The organism is Rickettsia endosymbiont of Polydrusus tereticollis, from assembly GCF_964026385.1.
Classification (GTDB): domain Bacteria; phylum Pseudomonadota; class Alphaproteobacteria; order Rickettsiales; family Rickettsiaceae; genus Rickettsia.
This window is the reverse complement of the sequence record NZ_OZ032142.1, coordinates 548,355-569,287: the sequence shown is the minus strand read 5'-3', so window position 1 is coordinate 569,287 and position 20,933 is coordinate 548,355. Positions and strand designations below refer to the sequence as shown.

Genomic DNA, 20,933 nt, shown 5'->3' with positions numbered 1-20,933 from the left:
CTAATGCCCCCGTGGGTGCTGTTGCATGGACACCCAAGCCATCATTGCGAGGTGCCTCTTGCCAACAACGCCGCTACGGTATGACAAGCTGCCCTAAAATCTTCCTCCTCCCTTTCAACTTTGTTGCAAATTTACAGTCCGTTAAATTTTTATCAGATGCTTAATTAATTATTTATTCAACTTATAAGACAAAAATGCTTTTATATTGGTTGATCAAAATAAATAAATAATTATAAGGCAGAGTATGATTAATGATGATGGTGATAACAATAATAATAGTGGTTTGTTTGGTAGTCTTGTTAATGGTGTTAAAAAGATATGGTCACCGACACAAGATCGTTTTACTGAAGAGAAAGAGGCATTAGAGAGAGCTAAAGCAGAGAAAGAGGTATTAGATAAATTAAAGGAAGATTTGTCGGGGCAGTATTCTCTTGAGGATTTTTTTGCAAAGGCAGTAAAGGAATATTATTCTACACCTGCTTCTTTGAACAAGCTAAGAAACCTATTAAAGAATTATTCTATTAATGAAGGTAAAAATGAACCAGAATTTAGTTTGACACGAATATTAAAAGCTAAAGAGCTTATTGGTGGCTTAAGTTGCCAAGATAAAGATCATAATAGTCTACGTTTTGTTTATCCCCGTAATACTGAGTGCCCTAAGCCTAATATTGAAAAAGCAATACGTGAAGGAGTAGAAGCTTTTGAGCAAGAATGGTCGGATATTATCCTAGAATGGACTAAAGAGCACGCAACAGTTATAGATACAGGAATTATCTTAGAATGGATTGAAAAAAACGTAGAGTGGCGTAATGACATAAATTGGTTAGAGAATAGAGAAGTATCACCTTCTATTTCTCCTTTACTTAATATTGAGACCTTAAATATTTCTAATACTTTTTTTAATGATGCTAATATTTTAAAGCTTGCAAACTGGCTTAGAAATAATACCAAGGTTACATATTTGAAGTTAGCAGGAATCGGTTTAGATAATAAGAAGGCAATAACTTTAGCGGAAATATTTAGGATTAATGAAACAATAAAAACGGTTGACCTTAGAGGTAACGAATATCTAACAGAAGAAGGGATAAAAACTTTATTAAAAATAAAAGGATTTAACAAATCAGTCGGAAAGATTCTTATTGATGGGGGACCAAGAGGAACCAATATTTTGGACCAAGGTTATCAAGTTACACAACTACAATACTTAGAAGATGAAGAACTTTCACAAAAATTAAATGGACAAGAGGTGGAAGATATAAGAGTTGGGCAAATATTAGATAAAATGATAATTGGCGGTAATGAAATAAAAGGAAACTATAAAGAAGTTTCGATGATTTTTGGAGCAGAAGGTGCAGGTAAAAGTATTCTTGCTGGCGTTCTAATAAGAAAACAATTAGCAGGATTGTATAATGAACTTACCGGGACTTGGACTTTTAAAATAGTTAATCCCGAAATAATGGAGTTAAAAAACGAGCCAGGCAAAATTAACACTCCAACTAAATTTACCGGAAAAAGTGTAATTATTGAGTGTCCGGGTATCGGAGATATCGGAGAAAAAACTATCGAGCATATAATTACTAGTCAGTATTATATTTGGCAAACATTCAATAATGCAATTAAGCCGCAATTAAAGCTATGTAAGTTTTTACTTACTACCGATTCCCCTGATAATTATGCTATTATTACTACTTTAATTAAGGATTTTGCCAAGATTTTTAAAGATAAACATGAAAATATTTGGCAAGAGAATATTAAGAAATTAGAAAATAGCGTATCGTTAATAGTAATTCATGCGGGTAAAACAAAGGAGCATATACAAAATATCCTTAATGAGTATATAATAAACAATAAATCTGATGAATCTTTAAAAGAATATCATAAAGATATAGGAAGATTTTTAAAAGATTCCGTAAATATTTTTTGTCAGCCTACTAAGCCTACTAATAATAACAACGAAAATAATAACGATACGATATCCAGCTGGCTAGATAGGGAAAATTTAAAATTAGGTAATCTTATTGAAGCTAAAGAAGGTTTTATTGAAGTTAAAGAAGGCGATGCATATCTAACTATTCCCGATAATCTAACTATTTTCGATAAATTATTAGTAAATGAATTATACAATCGAGTCTATGATAATATTTATATAATAGGCAAAATTATATTAAAATTTTTTCAGGATAACCATGAAAATTTAACTAATCCTTATAAATCTTTTTATTCTCTTGATTTACATCAGAAATTAGACACGACAGCATTTTCTCAATATAAGCCTCTTTTACAAGCTTGCTTTCCTAAATCTATTATACATGACAATAATAAAGCTACAGCAAAAAAATCTGATTTTCCTGCGTTAGCAGAAATAATAGAACTCAAAAATTCAACTATTAAAGGCGGTGATAATTTTATAGATGATGTGAACATTTTAATTGGGTATTTAGGGATTATAAAGGATTTTTTATCCGGTAATGAAAAAAATCAAATGGATAATTATATCCACATTTTAGAGCAACAAGCCAATTTTCTAATATTTTTTAAAAAGTTGTCAGATACAAGAGGTGAGCCAAATCCATTTAATGAAATACTTAATGAGTATGGAAGAATAGAGCCTCATGTCACTGTCGATATTCATGACATTATAGAGAAAATGCTTATTCCGGCCATTAAATGTATGAAATTAAAAAAGAATCAACCCTTATATTATTATCAAGAAGCCTTGGGTTGGATAGCAGAATATAAAAAGCTTACAGATGTAGATGAGGTGAGAATAATAAAGAATACAGGTAAAGCCTGGTATAAAATAGGGTTAATACACGTTAAAACTGCAGAGGAGGCGAGTAAGCAGAAGAAAATTATAGAACAGGTAGAAGACAATTTAAGTCAGGTAGGATTAAGTTTAGAGAAGGTGGCTAGGGCTAAAGAAACTATACATGAGCTGAAACAAACTGTATACCAGGGGATGGAATTAAGTTTGGAGGGGCTGATTAAGAAGAAGGAATTTATCGAAGTAATGGAAGGATGTTATTTAGGTGGAGTAAAGTTAGAAAATATAAATGCCGATGGAAATCCGCAACGAGAAGAAGGTAATTTAAACAATAACGGAAATTCGTCTGCTCCTTTAAATGCTGATGAAATACAGCAGCAAAATGCCGATGAAAATCTACAAAGAGAAGAAGCTAATTTAAACAATAATGGAAATCCGCCTGCTCCTTTAAATGCTGATGAAATACGCCAGCAAAATGTCGATGGAAATCCGCAACAAGAAGGAGCGAATTTAAATAATAATAACAATTCGCAGCGAATTCCTTTAGAAGGGTTGGTGAAAAAAATGATTGAGCAAATGATTATAGATAATGAATCTATAAAAGGGCTAGAAAGCGATTTAAAAGGAAAGGGATTAAGTTTAGAGAAGGTGATTAAGCAGAAGGAAGCTATAGAGAAGGCAGAACAAGATTTACATCAAATGAATTTAACTTTAGAGGAGATAATTAGGGATGAAAATCTAAATAATAGAGACCAGATAAATAAATATTGGCGGGAGGCAGGATTAAGTTTTACTAAGTCTATCCTAAATTATCCTGAGCGTTATGGAACATATAAAGCATTAGGCGATTTATTATGTAAATTACAAAATGAGGAGGCACTAAACAATGCGATAGAATATTATACGACCATTAATAATGATACAGGAGTAAATCATGCCTTTTCACTCTTAGAAGCATTATTCCAAAATCACTTTAACACTTTAAAAGAATCATTAGAAGTGCATTATAACATTTTAGCAAATTCCTTAATAATCAAGATAGGATAGATAGTACAAATGCAATAAAAGGGCTTGAAGCTGAACGTAAAGAAATAGCCTTTAAAAAAATAGATCTTAAAATACGCCAAGGTGACTATGAAGTCAAGAAGGGTAAAACCCAACCTGCTAGAGATGATTATCAGCAGGCAACGGAATTAGCCAACGAGGAAAATGATAAAGCAAAACTAAATGATATAGAATTAAAAAAGCGTAAGAGTCATCAAGTAGATATAGACGCAAGCAAACAAGATAATATTTTTATTAAAGCAAGCCATGAAAAACTAAAAACAGGCAAGAGTTGGGAGGCTTTAAAAATTGGTAGAGACGTACTCGATATATACTTAAAAAGAACCGCAAGTATAATAAAAAAATATTTTCCTTGTGAGGATGATGTTGAAATAGAGCAGCGAGAAGGAGGTGATGCAAATGTTGTTGTTGCTGAAATTCCACCGCTGAACAACGGTAATGCTGCTGGAAATGTTGTTGGTGGTGCTGAAATTCCACCGCAGGACAACGGTAATGGTGATAACAATCTGCTGCCCTTTGTAAATCTTGGTCCACCACCTTTACTACCCCTAGCAGAGATATTAGGAGAAGGTTATCACCATGAATAATTAAGGGTCTTGTTGCGTGGCTCTAAAAATGATTCCAATGTCATACCGTGGCTTGACCACGGTATCCAGGGAAAACCTTAATAAAAAGACTGGATGCCGTGATCAAGGAACTAGAATGACACCGTACGCTTTGCAAAGATTTGAGCCAGGCAACAAAGCCAATAGATGTACGAAATAACAGCTTTTAAATTTTCATTAACAATGTCGTAAGTTCGCCGTTTTGATACAGCTCTTTAACTATATCAGAGCCGCCGATAAATTCACCTTTAATATATAATTGTGGAAAGGTCGGCCAATCGCTGAAAATTTTTAGAGCTTCTCGAAGTTCCGGATCGCTAAGCACGTTAATATCACGAAATTCTACATTTAGTTTTTCTAAAATAGCTACTACTGTAGCGGAAAACCCACACATAGGCGACTCTTTAGTACCTTTCATAAATAACACAACATTATTATTGTTTATTTCATTTTTTATAAATTCAAAATGTTTATTGGCAAAATTTTTGTTTTCCGTCATCTTAAAACCTGATAAAATTTGATTTTTGAAATCGTAATTAGTATACTCGATTAATTTGAAGAGCTTAGATTTATGCCATTGCCGCACTCCTTTCAGTCGCAGCGTTGTTGCATGACCCCCAGAATCGTTATGACAAGGAGGGACAGGTTTGTATAGCTCTAAAAAAGTGCCGTATGTCATTCCCGCGTAGGCGGGAATCCAGAAAAAACACTTAAAATAAGCAAAATTATATAAAATTTTACTATATAATTCGTTTAAATGTTCTCTGGATTCCCGCCTACGCGGGAATGACATCGAAAATTTGAGCCATGCAACAACGTTCGCAGCAGGCGGGAATAACATACGGCACTTTTTTTGATTTATGCAGCAACGCTCCTCTGTAGCTAGAAATGGCATCGACCGAGCAGGAAAATGATAACATTAAAACTAACTCTTCATCTACGAGCAGTATAGTTTACCATTCAAGCAGTGCAATATGCAAGCAAAAATAGTTGATAAAATTTTTGAGATTTTAAGCGATAATAATGAAAATCCTAAAACGGAATTAGAATATAAGAATGACTTTACTTTATTGGTAGCGGTAATATTATCGGCACAGGCTACTGATATATCAGTGAATTTAGCGACAAAATCCTTATTCGAGGTTTACGACACGCCGGAAAAAGTCTTACGGCTCGGCGAAGAAGGGCTAAAAAATTATATCAAATCTATCGGGTTATTTAATGCTAAAGCAAAAAATATAATTTCTTTGTGTAGCCTACTAGTAAATAATTATCACAGCTGCATACCGCACAGCTTTGAAGAATTAATTAAATTGCCCGGAGTGGGTAGGAAAACGGCAAATGTTATATTAAATTGTTTATTTCAGCAGCCAACCATAGCCGTTGATACTCATGTATTTAGAGTGGCAAAAAGGCTAGGGCTTGCCAAAGGTAATAGTCCCGAAAAAGTGGAAGCCGAATTATTGCAAATTATCGATAAGAAATGGCTGGCACATGCCCATCACTGGTTGGTATTACACGGGCGATATATTTGTAAAGCCAGAAAACCGGAATGTGCTATTTGTCCGCTTACAGGATATTGTGAGTATTATAGTAAGTTAAAGGAGTCTATGTCATTCTCGTGAAAACGAAACATTGTTGCGTGGCTCGAAAAAAGTGCCATATTGTCATTCCTGCGAAAGCAGGAATCTAGAAAAAAATATTTTTAAGTCATCCTGAATTTATTTCAGGATATACTAAAAAGGTGCTGAAACAAGTTCAGCACGACAAAAAAAGCCTGGATTCCCGCCTACGCGGGAATGACATCAAAAATTCGAGCCACACAACAACATCGTTAGAGATATCTCTACCCCAACCGCTCCTTCAATTCCTGCAAGGAAAAATTTACCGGTTTTATAAAATCCGTTATTATATACCCGTTCTCAACCACTATAAGCCGTTTGCCGTAATTTACGGCATCTTCCAAATTATGCGTAATCATTAAAGAGGTTATCTTATGCTCTTCTATAATTTTTGCCGTTCTATCCATAACTTCCTTAGAAGCTTTAGGGTCAAGGCTAGCGGTATGTTCATCTAAAAATAATATCTTTGGTGGATGGGCAATAGCCAGTGCTAACAAAATAGTTTGTTTTTCGCCGCCGGAAAAAGCACTAAGCGGCTGTTTTAAAAGAGCTAAAAAACGCTTAGGGTTACCGGTTAATTCAAGCACCTTCTCATTTGTCAAACGCTGTTTCTTTGGAAATCTACTTTCCCATAAAGTAATATTTTCCTCTAAGGTCAATTCGGAAAATAATCTATCTTCCGCTTTTTGCGTTATCGTCACAAGCATTAAAGCTTTCTTAGTTGAGGGGATTTTATCGATTTGCATTTGATCCAAAAATATTAAGCCGGAAGTCGGCTGCATATAACCGGCTAGTATTTTAGTTAAAGTAGATTTACCGCTACCGTTATGCCCTAATATTACAACAAATTCTCCTTTAGAAATACTAAGCGTAGTTTTGGCAAGTATCGGCTCGTTTCTTTCTTTAACTTTAAATTCTATCTTTTCGGCATATAGATAAGGTTTCACAAGCTACCTTTTCTTACTCTGCGTAATGAAATAAATAATATTATTCCGAGGATTAGCTTAAGATTTATTGGATCAATTCCTATTGCTAACAAAAAACTAAGACTGATAAAGTAAAATAATATACCTATGAAACAAGCGGATATTTCTTTAAAAGGACTAAATTTATTGGCATGGATTAAGATATGACGTCCGATTACAATAGCTCCGATACCGACAAGTGCAACGCCAAACCCCATATTAATATCGGCAAAGCCATTTACCTGCACAGTTAAAGCACCTGTTAAAGCAGCAAGCAAGTTGCTAAGACTAAGCCCTATCGTACGATAAAGCTCCGCCGGTTTACCTAAAGTATGTAGCAGGTTTCTATTATAACCGAATGCACGAAGTAATAGCCCTACCCTACCTTGCAATAAAATTATTACCGCAATCATGGTCAAACTATTAGTTATAATCAGAGGAATTAACCAATTTTCACTATTAAACAAAGATAAAATAGTCGGCATACCCAAAACGGATATATTAGGGCGTTGAAGAACTTGCAAATTAACCGAATAGAGCATAAAAACTGCAAGTATGCCGGTTATTAAACTATTAACTCGATTATCTTTTTGCATAAAGCTCACCACGCTACCTACTATAACACCGGCTATCATGCTAAGAATCAATGCAGGAAATAAGCCAAATGAAATAGTACGAGCAAATACTGCAGCCCCTAAAACATAAGTACCGTCAACAGTAAGATCAGTAATTTTCAAAATCTGATAGCTTATATACATACCTAGAATAAGAGGCAGCATTAGCAAAGACTGCTCAAGTGCAATAATTAAAATACTCATTTTTATTTCCCAATTACAATATTAGTAAATGGTAACGTAGATAAATTTTCTTTAGTTAGGATTTTTTGTTTAGCAAAGGACACCGGATTAATAAATAGCGTTAAGTCGCTCATAGATTCGAAAAGAATATCACTCGGCTTTGTGCCGGTTAAAATCTTTTTAGCTATTACACCGGCTTTTACTCCTATTTCTTTTTCTCTTACCCCTACTGCAATAGTTGCACCATTAATTACCGAGCCTTCATCTGAAGCAATTATCGGAATTTCACGCTTAAAAGCTTCTTGCTTTAAAATATTTACGCCACTAACTATTAAATGATCTTTTAATATTAGAAAACTTTGTGTGTCTCTTGGAGCGTTTTTTACAGCTATCGGTAGATCATTCAAAGTTTGGATCATTGCAAGATGCAGCGAAATATTGTTTTTTGCAGCGTATAATTTCAACTCCTCAACTTCCGGCATAACTTTTTCACTGCTGCTATAAATCAGAGTTATATTATTCAAAAAAGATAATTTACTAATCGAATCAGTAATTTTTATTTCGTCATTAACACCGGTAACTAAAGGAAGGTTTTTATTATCAATCATGGCTGCCGCACAAACTATCGGCTTATCCTTTATATGTGCAATTACGGTTTGACTAGCAGAAGTACCGATCGGGATTATTAAATCGATATTTTGATGCTTAATTTGTTTGATGTAGCTAAGCAAAATATTAGAGTCGGCATGAGCATTTTTGACTATAATTTCTACGTCACTATCGCTTAGAGATTCTTTAATTCCGACAACAATTTGCGTCATCGCTTCATGTTCAAGAGGTACTATAATTGCAACTTTTTTCTGCTCTGCATAAATTATAATAGGAGCAAATAGAAAAAATAAAAAAACTAAAAGATTTTTTTTGAGATTTTTTTTTGAAGAAAAGATTTGAGGAATAAAAGGAAGAAACATATTAGTATCCTATAATGTAAAGTTAATAATTTATTCTGAAGCTCATATAATATGAGTTTTTAAAGGCTTAGAAAATTATCTACGCCAACCTAAGTTCTGAATAAAATTTTTAACTTTTAATGATACTATCATGATTTAACTATATATCATTATTTTATTACTTAGTCAATTCCTAAATGCGTTGTTGCATGGATCGAGAAAAGTGCTATATGTCATTCCTGCGAAAGCAGGAATCCAGAAAAAACACTTAAAATAAGTAAAATTATATAAAAATTTACTATATAATTCGCTTAAATATTCTCTAGATTCCCGCTTTCGCGGGAATGACATCAAAAATTCGAGCCATGCAACAACGCTAATGCCTGCTTGCAATGACGAGTTTTTTATTAATTTTTGTGTATTTATACATTGCCGTGAGTATCAAAAGGATTAAACATTCGTATATCAAACATACTATAATGCTTAATATTCCTAGTCACTAACGTCATATTTCTTTGCTTTGCTTGAGCAGCTATCAAACTATCAATAGCATTTGTACTATCTATACTCATCAATTCTGCCCATTCTTCACAAATTTCTAGGTTAACCTCAATAATCTTCTCAGCATAATCTATTATTAAATTATGTAACCATTTCATCAATCCTAAGCTTGCTGCCTTATCCTTTTTAGCTATTTTCAATACTCCAATTTTTATTTCTCCTATAGTTAAACAACTCAAATATAACTGGCTAGGATGAATATTTGAAAACCATTCTATTACTCTAATATCCGGTTTTTTTTTACGTAATTCCGATATAATATTAGTATCTAGCAAATATTTCATAATTCAACCTCTCTAGCCTTACCTTTTGCTCTTTCAATTTCTAAATCGTCAAATTTTGGACCGCTTAATAAGAATTCGCTAAAATTAAGTTTTTGTTTTGTAAGCTTTTTATAATCATTTATTCCTATGATTATTACCGCATCTTCTCCTCTTTTAGTAATACATTGCGGTTTGCCGTGCATTGCCGTATCAATAATGTTACTCAACTTATTTTTTGCTTCATGTAATTGCCATTTATTCATACTACCCTCCTAATAATGTTTAACTTTTAATTATAGCTAGGCTGTCTAGGCTAGAATAACATAATAATCTAACTATGTAAACAGATCGAAGCTATATTTGACATGCCAGGATAAATTGCATAATATACTCCTCATATTTTTAAATGAGTGTTATGGAATCAGATAAATTATATCTTTTTAAAGATAAGCGTTTTTTACCGAATTTTATAATACAATTTTGCGGTTGCCTTAATGATAATATACTAAAAAATGCTCTTATCATTCTGATAACTTACGGCTTATCGAATCATTTAAGTGAATATAGTAATATGCTGGTGTTAGCTGCAAATACTATCTTCGTATTACCCTTTATAATATTTGCTAGTATTGCCGGACAAATTGCCGATAAATATGAACGTTCATATTTAGTTAAAATTATTAAAATCTGCGAAATTGCTATAATCGGGCTTGCTATTTACGGCTTTCTTCATAATAGCCTGCTAATCCTTTTCCTCTCTATTTGTTTTATGGGGATTCATTCGACATTTTTTGGTCCGATAAAATATAGCGTTTTACCGGATCATTTAAATAAAGATGAGCTACTTGGTGCTAACGGCTTTGTCGAAGCGGGAACTTTTATTAGTATTTTTATCGGTACTATAATAGGTAGTTATTATACTATCAGCAGCAATTTCATTATTCTAGCCTTAGTTATAGTGGCTATTTTGGGATTTATTGCTAGTTTTTTTACACCGAAATCAAATAATGCAAATCCTGATATTAAAATAAATTTTAATATTATAAGCGAAAGCTTAAACATGCTTAAATATGCTAAAGCCAAAAAGCAAGTATATTTAGCAATACTCGGTATTTCATGGTTTTGGTTTATCGGGGCGGCAATAATTGCTCAAATTCCTCTGCTTGCTAAAGAAACTTTCGGTGCCGACGAAAATGTTGCTAATTTATTTTTAGCAATTTTTTCCCTCGGGGTAGGAGTAGGATCATTTTGGTGCAGCAAGATTTTTGAAAATGAAATTACTTCCAAATATGTTTTTATTTCGGCACTCGGAATTAGTATATTCGGCATCGATCTATTTTTTGCCAGCCGAATAAGTGCAATTCACTATGAACCTGAACAACTAAAAAGTATTTTAGTATTTTTATCGAAAAAACATAATTGGCGTATAGTTATAGATTTATTTTTTATTGCAGCTATCGGCGGTTTGTATATCGTACCGCTCTTTGCGGTATTGCAATATTTTACGAGTCCCGCCCATCGTAGCCGCATTATAGCCGTAAATAATTTGATCAATTCAATTTTTATGGCAGCTTCTACTATAATATTATCATTATTATTTTACCTAAATTTCTCAATTCCATTCGTCATATTAGTAGTAAGCTTACTTAATATAAGCGTTGCTTTTTACATTTATCGCTTAATGCCGGAAGTTAAGATTATTCCGTTTAGCGTGATAAGAGGTATTTTTCAAGCATTCTTTGATTTTATGTATAAAGTTGAAGTTAAAGGGATCGAGAATTTTTATAAAGCCGGAAAAAGAGCCGTAATTATAGCTAATCATATTTCTTATCTTGATCCGCCGTTACTTGCTACTTACCTACCGGAACAACTGACTTTCGCTATTAATACCGAGATATCTAAAGTCTGGTGGATTAAGCCTTTTCTTCGTATGGCAAAAACATTGCCCGTTGACCCGACTAACGCTATGGCTATAAAAACTTTAATAAAAGAAATTCAAAAAGGTAAGAAAATAGCTATTTTTCCTGAAGGAAGAATAAGCATGACCGGTTCTTTAATGAAAATTTACGAAGGTCCCGGCATGATTGCCGATAAAGCCGATGCGGTAATTTTACCGGTTAGAATAGACGGAACACAATTTACGCATTTTTCTAAGCTAAAAAATATAATAAAAAGAAAAACATTCCCCAAAATTACTATTACCATTTTACCGCCGGTAAGATTTGCTTCTCACGCAACAATGGATAATAAAGAAAGACGTAAATATATCAGTCAAGCACTCTATGATATCATGGTCGATATGATGTTTGAAAGCTCCGATTATAAGAATACCTTATTTCAATCTCTTATTGACTCAGCTAAACTTCATGGCTTTAACAAAAAAATAATTGACGATATCGAGAATAATTTAACTACTTATCGCCGGTTATTATTTAAATCTTTTATTCTAGCCGATTTAATCAAAAAAAATACCGCCTTAAATGAGCATATCGGGATAATGCTACCTAACATGTCGACAGCCGTAATTACTTTTTATGCTACACAATTCTGTTGCCGCATTCCCACCATGATTAATTGGACAGGTGGTGCAAATACTATTATTGCATCATGTAAAACAGCACTAGTGACAACAATTTACAGCTCTCGAAAATTCATTGAAAAAGCTGCTTTACAAGAGGTAGTAGCTAAGCTTCTTGATGCTAATATCAAAATAATATATCTTGAGGACATGAAGGACGATATCGGTTTATGGCTAAAAATAAAATCATATATCGGCAGCTTTTTTCCGCAAAGCTACTATAATCACTTTTGTAGTAATTCGAGCTACAAAGATAAAGCAGTAATACTTTTTACTTCAGGTACTGAAGGCACGCCTAAAGCCGTAGCATTATCTCATCAAAATTTACAGGCTAATAGATATCAAATATCCGCTAAAATACACTTTAGTCCTGAGGATTTAGCTTTTATTGCACTGCCTATGTTTCATTGTTTCGGTCTTACCTGTACAATAATGATGACACTTAACGGCATAAAATCATTTTTCTATCCTTCACCGCTGCATTATCGGGCTATTCCTGAAATAATATATGATGTCGGTGCGACTATTTTAATCGGTACCGATACGTTTTTAAACGGCTATGCCTGCTATGCTCATCCTTATGATTTTTATTCCGTGCGTTATGTATTTGCCGGTGCAGAAAAACTTCAAGAAAAAACCAGACAATTATGGCTTAATAAATACGGCATCAGAATTTTTGAAGGGTATGGTATTACCGAAACCGCACCGGTTATTGCTTGTAACACTCCTATGCACAATAGACAAGGGACGGTCGGAAGATTATTATCTAAAATCGAATATAATATTAAACCGGTGGAAGGAATAAAAGAAGGCGGGCGTTTATTCGTCAAAGGACCAAATATTATGCTTGGTTATCTGCAAAATGGTGTCATACCCGCACAGGCTGGTATCTCTGATATGGATTCCCGCCTTCGCAGGAATGACATCGAGTTTGAAGGCGATTGGTATGATACGGGCGATATCGTAAAAATCGATTCAGAAGGCTATATAACTATCATCGGAAGAGTTAAACGCTTTGCCAAAATAAGCCGGCGAGATGATTTCATTAGCAGCTATAGAGGAGCTAGCAACGCAAATAGATTCAAATCCTAATAGTGTAAATGCTGCTATTTATTTAGCTGACGAGAAAAAAGGCGAGCAAATTTTACTTTTCACTACTAGCTCTATTATCACTAAAGAAAGCTTTATAGATATAATAGATAAAGCTATGGTTTCGGCAATGCATTTACCTAAATTTGTTATTAACGTTAAAGAAATACCGATATTACCGACCGGTAAAGTTAATTATCCGGAAGTAATTAAAATAGCACAGGAATATGTAGCGTAGATACCGGAATCGTCATGGCGAGCGACTAAAAGCGTTGTTTGAGAAGAGCAAAATTTAGAAATATTCAAAAATTTCAAGTTCAAGTTTATATAATAGCAATAGTTCAAAATTTCAAAAGGATCATAAAAATTATCTTTTTATGTTTTTACCTATTGCTATTAAAAAGTAAAAAATATTGAAATAATTTTAATCATTCCTACTTTTTCAACAGATTGTCTAAATTTCTACAGCTTCTGTTAACTTGACAGTGTCCATTCCAAGTATTGGCATAGAATTGCTTTTACCTAACTCCTCATGCAAAAACCCTATATTCTGCTTAGGGAGCAAATCACTAAATTCTTTATCAATATCAATCTTTTTGTGACCGGTAGGCTTCGAATTATCATGCTGTTGTACTATAGCTCTGATAATTTTGTGGCATTATTCTTAATATCTCTATTAGATATATCGCAACTTCTAGCAATATATTTATAAGCCATAATTGGCCACTTAGTAATCACAAAACAATATTTATTAATAAGATATAAGGTACAGCACCAAAAGCTATGCTGCCTGCCGTAATATAGTACGGGTTAACTTCAGCACTACCGATTGATTTATTCGTAGAGTTTATGGCACTAGCGTAATCATCCGGTAAAGAGACTACGTAACTATCTGGCGTTTCATTATATTGATTATTGATGTCACGTGGCGATATGTTATGTTTTACAAGAAGTTGTGTTATATTAGCATTAATATTATCTATATTACTTATGGAAACATTTAGAAGTGCATGGGTATTGTTCAGCTCTATGTTCTTTTGTTGTAGTTCTAATTCCAGTTTCTTCTTCTCTTGTGTACATGTTGCTAAATCGCGTTGAGCATTGCTAAGTAACGTGTCTAGTAACTTTTTGTCTCTTTCATAGGTGCCTTGATAATTCGTATAGTTTGTTTGTTTTGCTTCAAGATGATTTAATGCTTCTGTAACATTCAAAGTATCCAAAGTATCGTCAACACCGTCCCTTAGTTTAGTAATCGCCTGTGATAAGACACGTAAAGCGAAATTAGGACTCTCGAACTCATGATTAGTTCTACTTAAGTTGCTTTGTAATTCTTGTACTGTATCTTGAGCAGTAGTAAGCTTTTTATTTAATTGTTGAATATGATATTCCAATATTATTTTATCAGAGCTTAAGGATACTACCTTTGCGTTAAGCTTATCTTTCTCTTGTGTTACTTGCTTTAGTCTAGATTTTAATTCCCTATTTTGGTTTCCAATGGATGTATTGTGTTCTTCAAGTACTGTATTCTGAGTTTGAAGTAATGTTATCGTTCCTGACATTTTTTTGCTCAAGTCTGCAAGATGATGGTCTATTCCTGACATTCTAATTTTCTGTACATTATTATTGCCCTGTGTACAGAAAGCTTTAAACATTGTATCTAAAGTAAGATTAATATTGTATAACGTACCTGAATTATGAATACTAATACAATTATCTTTTGCTGAAAGAGTTTGATACTGACAAATCATTTCATATAGTACTTTAAAACGATCTAATACCCAGGAATCTACGCCCTTTACGTCAATAGTGCATAGTGTATCATGTATCTTAAGAGTGTATATTTTCTCATATTCACTATATGTACTATTGTAACACATAACCACATCAATTATATCATTTGTACTTGATGGATATATGATAACTTGAGGTAATATGCCTGAAGTAGCGTCTGAACCGATTGCTAAAGAACAAGATTGGCTTATGAGAGAAGACAGCATAATATTATCACTAACCAACTGCCCTCTGTGATACTTTATTTTGGTGTATATATCAGAAGTGCATTTATATACCTGATCTGTAATACGGGAAGAATACGTTTTTCTATTTAATAAGATGATAAAAAATTCATACATAGAAGTTATATAGTAAGAAATAGTTGCTGAGAAAAATAATGAAATCTTGTATCTTGAATATTCATCTGACAATCAGACTAGCATTCTATAGTGCCTGTAAGATTAAATCTAAATTTCTACAGCTTCTGTTAACTTGACAGTGTCCATTCCAAGTATTGGCATAGAATTGCTTTTACCTAACTCCTCATGCAAAAACCCTATATTCTGCTTGGGGAGCAAATCACTGAATTCTTTATCAATATCAATCCTTTTGTGACCGATAGGCTTCGAATTATCATGCTGTTGTACTATAAGCTCTGATAATTTTGTGGCATTATTCTTAATATCCCTATTAGATATATCGCAACTTCTAGCAATATATTTATAAGCCATAATTGGCCACTTAGTAATCACAAAACAGTATTTATTAACAAGATATAAGGCTACAGCACTAAAAGCTATGCTGCCTGCCGTAATATAGTACGGGTTAACTTCAGTGCTACCGATTGATTTATTCGTAGAGTTTATGGCACTAGCGTAATCATCCGGTAACACGATAAGTGATGTATTAATATTACTTTCAGTTAGATTGCAATTTTGTAAATTATCTATTTCTTTTCCTTCGTTTTGATGTATTTGAGATTTTAATATATTATTTTCCTTTTCAAGTGATGTAAAAATTGTTAGTATTTCTTCAACTTTTCGTTCGGAATCAGCAACTCTTGCTTCATAAGTATCTTCCATAATTTGCTGAGAGACTGCGTAACTATCTGGTGTTTCATTATATTGATTATTGATGTCACGTGGCGATATGTTATGTTTTTCAAAAAGTTGTGTTATATTAGCATGAATATTATCTATATTACTTATGGAAATATCTAGAAGTATACCGGTCTTGTTCAGCTCTATGTCCTTTCGTTGTAGTTCTAATTTCAGTTCCTGTATCTTTTGTTCCTTTGTTATTACATCGCGTTGAGCATTGCTAAGTAACGTGTCTATTGACTTTTTGTTTCTTTCATTGGTGTCTTGATAATTCGTATAGTTTGTTTGTTTTGCTTCAAAATAATTTAATGCCTCTGTAACATTCAAAGTATCCAAAGTATTGCCAACACCGTCCTTTAGTTTAGTAATCACCAGTTTTAACCCATGTAAAGCGGTATTAGAACTCTCGAGCTCATGGTTAGTTCTACTTAAGTTGCTTTGTAATTCTTGTACTGTACCTTGAGTAATAGTAATATTTGTTTTTAATTGTCGAATATTCTCTTCCAATAGCAGTTTCTCAGCACTTAAGGAGTCTACCTTTGCACTAAGCTCATCTCTCTCTTGTGTTACTTTCTTTAGTCTAGATTCTAATTCCCTATTTTGATTTTCAATGGATGTCATACCCTTGTCAAGTAATGACAACTTTGTCATAATAGCTGCAGTTTTGTTTTTAATACTGGCCTCTATTTGGTTATAGCGAATGAAGCTATCGTTTTTTACAGTAGTTACCATACTCGTTCCACCTTTTTTGTTACTGTCAATGTTAGAGAAGCACCTTGTATCAAGTTTCTTGAAAATCGACATAGTGCGGTCTGACACCTCTGGATTATAATTATTTATACAATGCTTAAAATTACAAATCATTTCATATATTTCTTGTACCCTACATGATAGCCAGCCAGACCAACCGGTATTGATAGGGCATAGTGAATCTTCTATATTATTAAGATCTATTTTCTGATATTCAGAATATGTATTATTGTAATGCAAAATCACATTGATTGTATCATTTATATTTGATGGGAATATACTAGTATGGGATAATATATCTGAAGTAATGTTTGAATAAGTTGTTAAAGAACAAGATTTTTCTATGAAAGAATGCAGATATTCGTCATCAACCAACTCTTTTCTATTAGATTGTATGTCTGAGTATATGTCAGAATTACATTGAAATATTCTATCTTTAGCGTCGTCAGTCGTCAGAAGAAAATGTTCTATTCAATAAGATAAGGTAAAAGTTGCGCATAATATTAAATTATTAGTTAAATGTTATCATTAACATCCATCTAAGCTCCTGTGGAAGTTTAGACGGAGTATTGAAAAAGTATTTCATATACTCATATTTTTTGTATAAACTATCTTAGTTCTGATGAATAGGTGTATAAAATATAACTCCGTCTAAACTTCTACATATGATGGCCTATCACTTTTATATCATTATATATTTCTTCATGTATATTCTCTGCAATCGGAATATTTGCATAGTGTGGATTATTAGGTATTAAATATTCTGTTTCCTCATCACCAAGCATTGGGGTATAAAGTGGTTCATCAGTATCACTCTCTGCTTTACTATTAGCCTGAGCATTAGCTTGTTCTTGTTTAAATAATTTCATTGCTTCTTCAGGAGTTCTTACTATCTTTACATTATTATCCTCCTTATTTTCTGCAACCTTCGATAATGCTATTCCATTATCATTAATTTGCTGATCAGATATTCCACAATTTCTAGTAATATATTTATAAGCTATAATTGGCCACTTAGTAATCACAAAACAATATTTATTAATAAGATACAAGGCTACAGCACTAGAAGCTATACTGCCTACCGTAATATAGTATGGGTTAATTTCAGTGCTACCAATTGATTTATTCGTAGAGTTTACATCACCGCCGTAATCATCCGGTAACGCGTTAAGTGATTTATTATAATTATTTTGTTTCAAACGATTTAGGATATAGGTTGCATCTTCTTCTGCCTGCTTTACTATTGCCTGATGTTCATCAGTTAATTCATGTCTTTGCATAACCTACCTCTGATTTTCATTATTATTAATACTTACTTCTGTATATAGTAAATAAATTTTTACTATTTGGCAATATATTAAGTAATTTATTATTAATGCTTACTTCTAATATAGTAAACAAATTTTTATCATTTGGCAACACGTTAAGTGATTTATTATTATAATTATTTTGTTTCAAACGATTTATGATATAAGCAGCAGCAATTCCAAATATGGCAGTAAAGAGACTCAGAATGCTAGGAATGGAAGTTTTGGTAAGGATGTAACCACAGAGAATGGGGCTATAGAGTTAAATATGAGATAGAGGGGGTAAATTTCAGCCGGCAATTATAGGCAAGAAGCAAACTAGAATTGATGGCTTGGATCAGAAGATAATATCACTGTATGCTAAAGGGATGAGCGGCATTGTTGCATGGATACCACAAACGTCACTGCGAGCGACTAAAAGCGTTGTTGTGTGGCTCATAATTTACCGTATTATGGTTATTACAAGTATGGTGTCATACCGTGGCTTGACCACGGTATCCAGAAAAAACCTTAATAAAAAGACTGGATGCCGTGATCAAGGAACTAGAATGACATTGAACGCTTTGCAAAAATTCGATCCACGCAACAATGCCGCTCACACTCACACTATCCTACAAAATCCCGAGTAAGCAAACTATTACCCCCGAGAACGATGATCAACCTTTTTCAGTTGAGGATTTTTTATGGCGTTTGCTAATTCTTGTTTATGGTCATTTTGCTCGCTACTTTTAGCAGGTTCTTTCTTAATTAACTCTCCGGCCTTAGTCGCTTGTTGTTGTATATTAATAGGAATTTCCGATTTATTTACGGCTTGCGGTTTCCATCCGGCATGAGGTAGAGGCGGAGGCGGTGGAGGAGACATTGAAACAGCACTAGGTGATAGCAGCATTTTAGAAGATTGATGCGGTTCATTACTTACTACTCCCGATATTTGCTGTTTTTGTCTATCCACTTCTTCTTTTTTACGCTTTATCGCAGCCATAGCTCCTTGAGCCTGTCTCTCTAGGGCTGTTGGCTCTGATTTTGTCGCCTTATTACTACTATTTTTATTGTCAAATTGCTTTGCTCTTTTGTCAGTATCTTTTATAGTATTTATTTCTTTTTCACAACTTTTTAATGTGGCCTCAGCGACCGGTATAATTTTATTATTAATCTCTCTCATGCGTTCGTTAATACTATTTATTAGTGCTTTATCTTGAGCCGTTCCTTTTTTTGCTCTCAATTTTTTTAGTTCGGCTTCAGCATCTTTTTTTGATTTCTGTGCTACTATTTGCTGTTGTTTTAACTCTTCTAAACGTTGTGCATGATTATTTATTTTCTCTTCAGAAGTTTTTACTTGAGAGAATGAAGTCCGAGCAGTAGCATCTTGTTTCTTGCTAGCCGCAAATTTTGCTGCCAGTTCTTCTGCAAGAGTAAGCGGTTTCTTCTCGGTTACTTGGCTAATTTTATTATCTGATGATTTATCTCCTAGGTCTGCTGTTTCAAGATCATTAAATTTTGCTTCAGGTGATAACTGCTTATCTTTAACTTTTTGTAATTCCGGCTCTTCCTTTTGCAACTTCTCTGTTGTCTCTTTCAACAAATTATGAAGCTGTGTGGTAGTGCTGACAATAGGAGTTTTTACCCGGTCAGGAAATCGCAAAATTTTATAAGCTTTTTCTAAGTCTTCTTTTAAATAATCATAAGTCGCTTTAATACCGATTACCTCTGTATCAAAACTTGCAGCAATTTGAGCAGCTAAATTGACAGCCTCCGGTGTCGGTTGTTTTCCATCTTCACATAAAGGTTGTATTATAACTTTAGATTTATCCCCCAAGAACCATTTTGAGAAAATATTTGGTTCATAAATTTGTATTTGAACTTCCACGCCTTTTGTATCTTGGATCTTTATCCCTCCTGCGTAGCCCGTAAATTTATTTAACCAAAATTTTGGTTGATCTAGCTCTGTTTTTAATCCATCAATATCTTTTAACTTAGGAAAAATATTTTTTATATCATTATCCTTACTCTCAAGGAAATTATTTAAATTCTTAAAAACCTTATCATTCTGAGAATTTACATTGTTTATCTCATAACCGGCGGCATTTTCCGTAAAATTTAATTCAAACGGCTCTGCTTTTATTTTACCATATAATTTTTTTAAAAATTCTTCATTAAAATCTCCGTTATCATTTGTGCCACGCAAATTTTTCTTCAACTCTTCAAAAGTCATTTTTCGTGAAGCGGCAATACTAGAACTATGCAGATCGGTATTAAGCATGATTGTTTGAAACGCTAATATATATGCAGCATCTTTACTTTTTATTTCCCCGTTCCGGTTTTGTTCACAGTATTTTTCTCCAAAAGCTTCAACTAACCTATCTATTTTTTGAGCTTCACCCGGTAACTTAAAGGCTTTTAAATAATCCCGTAAACTTTCTAAAAAAAACTTTTCTTTAAAATCAAATTGTTCAACAAAATTTTTTAATATTTTTTGGTTATCTATTCCGCCGGTTCCTAGATAATCTCCTACCGATTCTAAATTTAAATTTCTTTTTTTTTCATAAAAAAACTTAGCGGTTTCTTCTACAAAATCTTTATTTTCTTGCAAACATAAATCTTTAATTTTTTTTATACCATCTTTAGAATGATTATTAAAAAAATTAATTATTTCTTTTTTATTTTTTTCAGAGAAAGCCATAATATCCCCTATTAAGTTAATTAATTTTAATCTTTCATATATCTTTATACATATAAAGTTACCT

13 protein-coding genes and 1 pseudogene are annotated in these 20,933 nt (G+C 33.2%); 3 read left to right on the top strand and 11 right to left on the bottom strand.

The genetic code is table 11. The features are described 5' to 3' along the window. Positions 1 to 244: 244 nt before the first annotated feature. Positions 245 to 3,811: a hypothetical protein gene (locus AAGD48_RS02595; protein WP_341790339.1), complete on the top strand. Its 3,567-nt coding sequence runs from the start codon at positions 245 to 247 to the stop codon at positions 3,809 to 3,811. Between the two features lie 211 nt (positions 3,812 to 4,022). Here AAGD48_RS02595 and AAGD48_RS02590 read toward each other — a convergent pair whose 3' ends face one another. Both AAGD48_RS02590 and grxD read right to left on the bottom strand, forming a co-directional pair. Next, a complete protein-coding gene (locus AAGD48_RS02590) occupies positions 4,023 to 4,334 on the bottom strand; it encodes a hypothetical protein (RefSeq protein ID WP_341790338.1) in 312 nt (103 codons plus the stop codon). A 266-nt stretch (positions 4,335 to 4,600) separates the two neighbouring features. Then, positions 4,601 to 4,933 carry a Grx4 family monothiol glutaredoxin gene (gene grxD, locus AAGD48_RS02585; RefSeq protein ID WP_341790709.1) on the bottom strand — a complete coding sequence of 111 codons (333 nt, stop codon included), beginning with the start codon at positions 4,931 to 4,933 and terminating at the stop codon, positions 4,601 to 4,603. Between the two features lie 475 nt (positions 4,934 to 5,408). Here grxD and nth point away from each other — a divergent pair, with 475 nt between their 5' ends. Beyond that, positions 5,409 to 6,059 carry an endonuclease III gene (gene nth / locus AAGD48_RS02580; RefSeq protein ID WP_341790337.1) on the top strand — a complete coding sequence of 217 codons (651 nt, stop codon included), beginning with the start codon at positions 5,409 to 5,411 and terminating at the stop codon, positions 6,057 to 6,059. A 221-nt stretch (positions 6,060 to 6,280) separates the two neighbouring features. On the opposite strand, the gene AAGD48_RS02575 is transcribed toward nth, so the two are convergent. The 5 genes from AAGD48_RS02575 to AAGD48_RS02555 all read right to left on the bottom strand — a co-directional run bounded on the left by AAGD48_RS02575 (position 6,281) and on the right by AAGD48_RS02555 (position 9,855). Further along, positions 6,281 to 7,003 (bottom strand): ATP-binding cassette domain-containing protein, encoded by a 723-nt coding sequence (locus tag AAGD48_RS02575; protein ID WP_341790336.1) that lies wholly within the window; start codon positions 7,001 to 7,003, stop codon positions 6,281 to 6,283. Beyond that, positions 7,000 to 7,839, bottom strand: a complete 840-nt coding sequence (locus AAGD48_RS02570; protein WP_341790335.1) for an ABC transporter permease subunit — start codon at positions 7,837 to 7,839, stop codon at positions 7,000 to 7,002. The genes AAGD48_RS02575 and AAGD48_RS02570 overlap by 4 nt, the downstream gene beginning before the upstream one ends. 2 nt (positions 7,840 to 7,841) lie before the next feature. Further along, positions 7,842 to 8,639, bottom strand: a complete 798-nt coding sequence (locus tag AAGD48_RS02565) for an ABC transporter substrate binding protein (protein WP_341790708.1) — start codon at positions 8,637 to 8,639, stop codon at positions 7,842 to 7,844. A 551-nt stretch (positions 8,640 to 9,190) separates the two neighbouring features. Next, complete coding sequence (locus tag AAGD48_RS02560) at positions 9,191 to 9,613, bottom strand: type II toxin-antitoxin system VapC family toxin (RefSeq protein ID WP_341790334.1); 423 nt, start codon at positions 9,611 to 9,613, stop codon at positions 9,191 to 9,193. Further along, the gene (locus tag AAGD48_RS02555) at positions 9,610 to 9,855 is read right to left on the bottom strand and encodes a type II toxin-antitoxin system Phd/YefM family antitoxin (protein WP_341790333.1); all 246 of its coding nucleotides are present in this window, start codon (positions 9,853 to 9,855) and stop codon (positions 9,610 to 9,612) included. Before AAGD48_RS02555 ends, AAGD48_RS02560 begins: the two co-directional genes overlap by 4 nt. 152 nt (positions 9,856 to 10,007) lie before the next feature. Between AAGD48_RS02555 and AAGD48_RS02550 the strand changes: the two are divergent. Further along, positions 10,008 to 13,497 (top strand): annotated as a pseudogene (locus tag AAGD48_RS02550) (acyl-[ACP]--phospholipid O-acyltransferase). 496 nt (positions 13,498 to 13,993) lie between these two features. On the opposite strand, the gene AAGD48_RS02545 reads toward AAGD48_RS02550, so the two are convergent. From AAGD48_RS02545 to ralF, 4 genes are all read right to left on the bottom strand, one after another. Next, entirely contained in the window at positions 13,994 to 15,391 is a 1,398-nt protein-coding gene (locus AAGD48_RS02545) for a hypothetical protein (RefSeq protein WP_341790332.1), read from the bottom strand. A 108-nt stretch (positions 15,392 to 15,499) separates the two neighbouring features. Further along, positions 15,500 to 17,257: a hypothetical protein gene (locus AAGD48_RS02540; protein WP_341790331.1), complete on the bottom strand. Its 1,758-nt coding sequence runs from the start codon at positions 17,255 to 17,257 to the stop codon at positions 15,500 to 15,502. A gap of 284 nt (positions 17,258 to 17,541) precedes the next feature. After that, on the bottom strand, positions 17,542 to 18,162 hold the full coding sequence (locus tag AAGD48_RS02535; RefSeq protein WP_341790330.1) for a hypothetical protein: 621 nt from the start codon (positions 18,160 to 18,162) through the stop codon (positions 17,542 to 17,544). A 664-nt stretch (positions 18,163 to 18,826) separates the two neighbouring features. Continuing rightward, the gene (gene ralF / locus AAGD48_RS02530; protein WP_341790329.1) at positions 18,827 to 20,869 is read right to left on the bottom strand and encodes a T4SS guanine nucleotide exchange effector RalF; all 2,043 of its coding nucleotides are present in this window, start codon (positions 20,867 to 20,869) and stop codon (positions 18,827 to 18,829) included. Between the last annotated feature and the right edge of the window lie 64 nt (positions 20,870 to 20,933).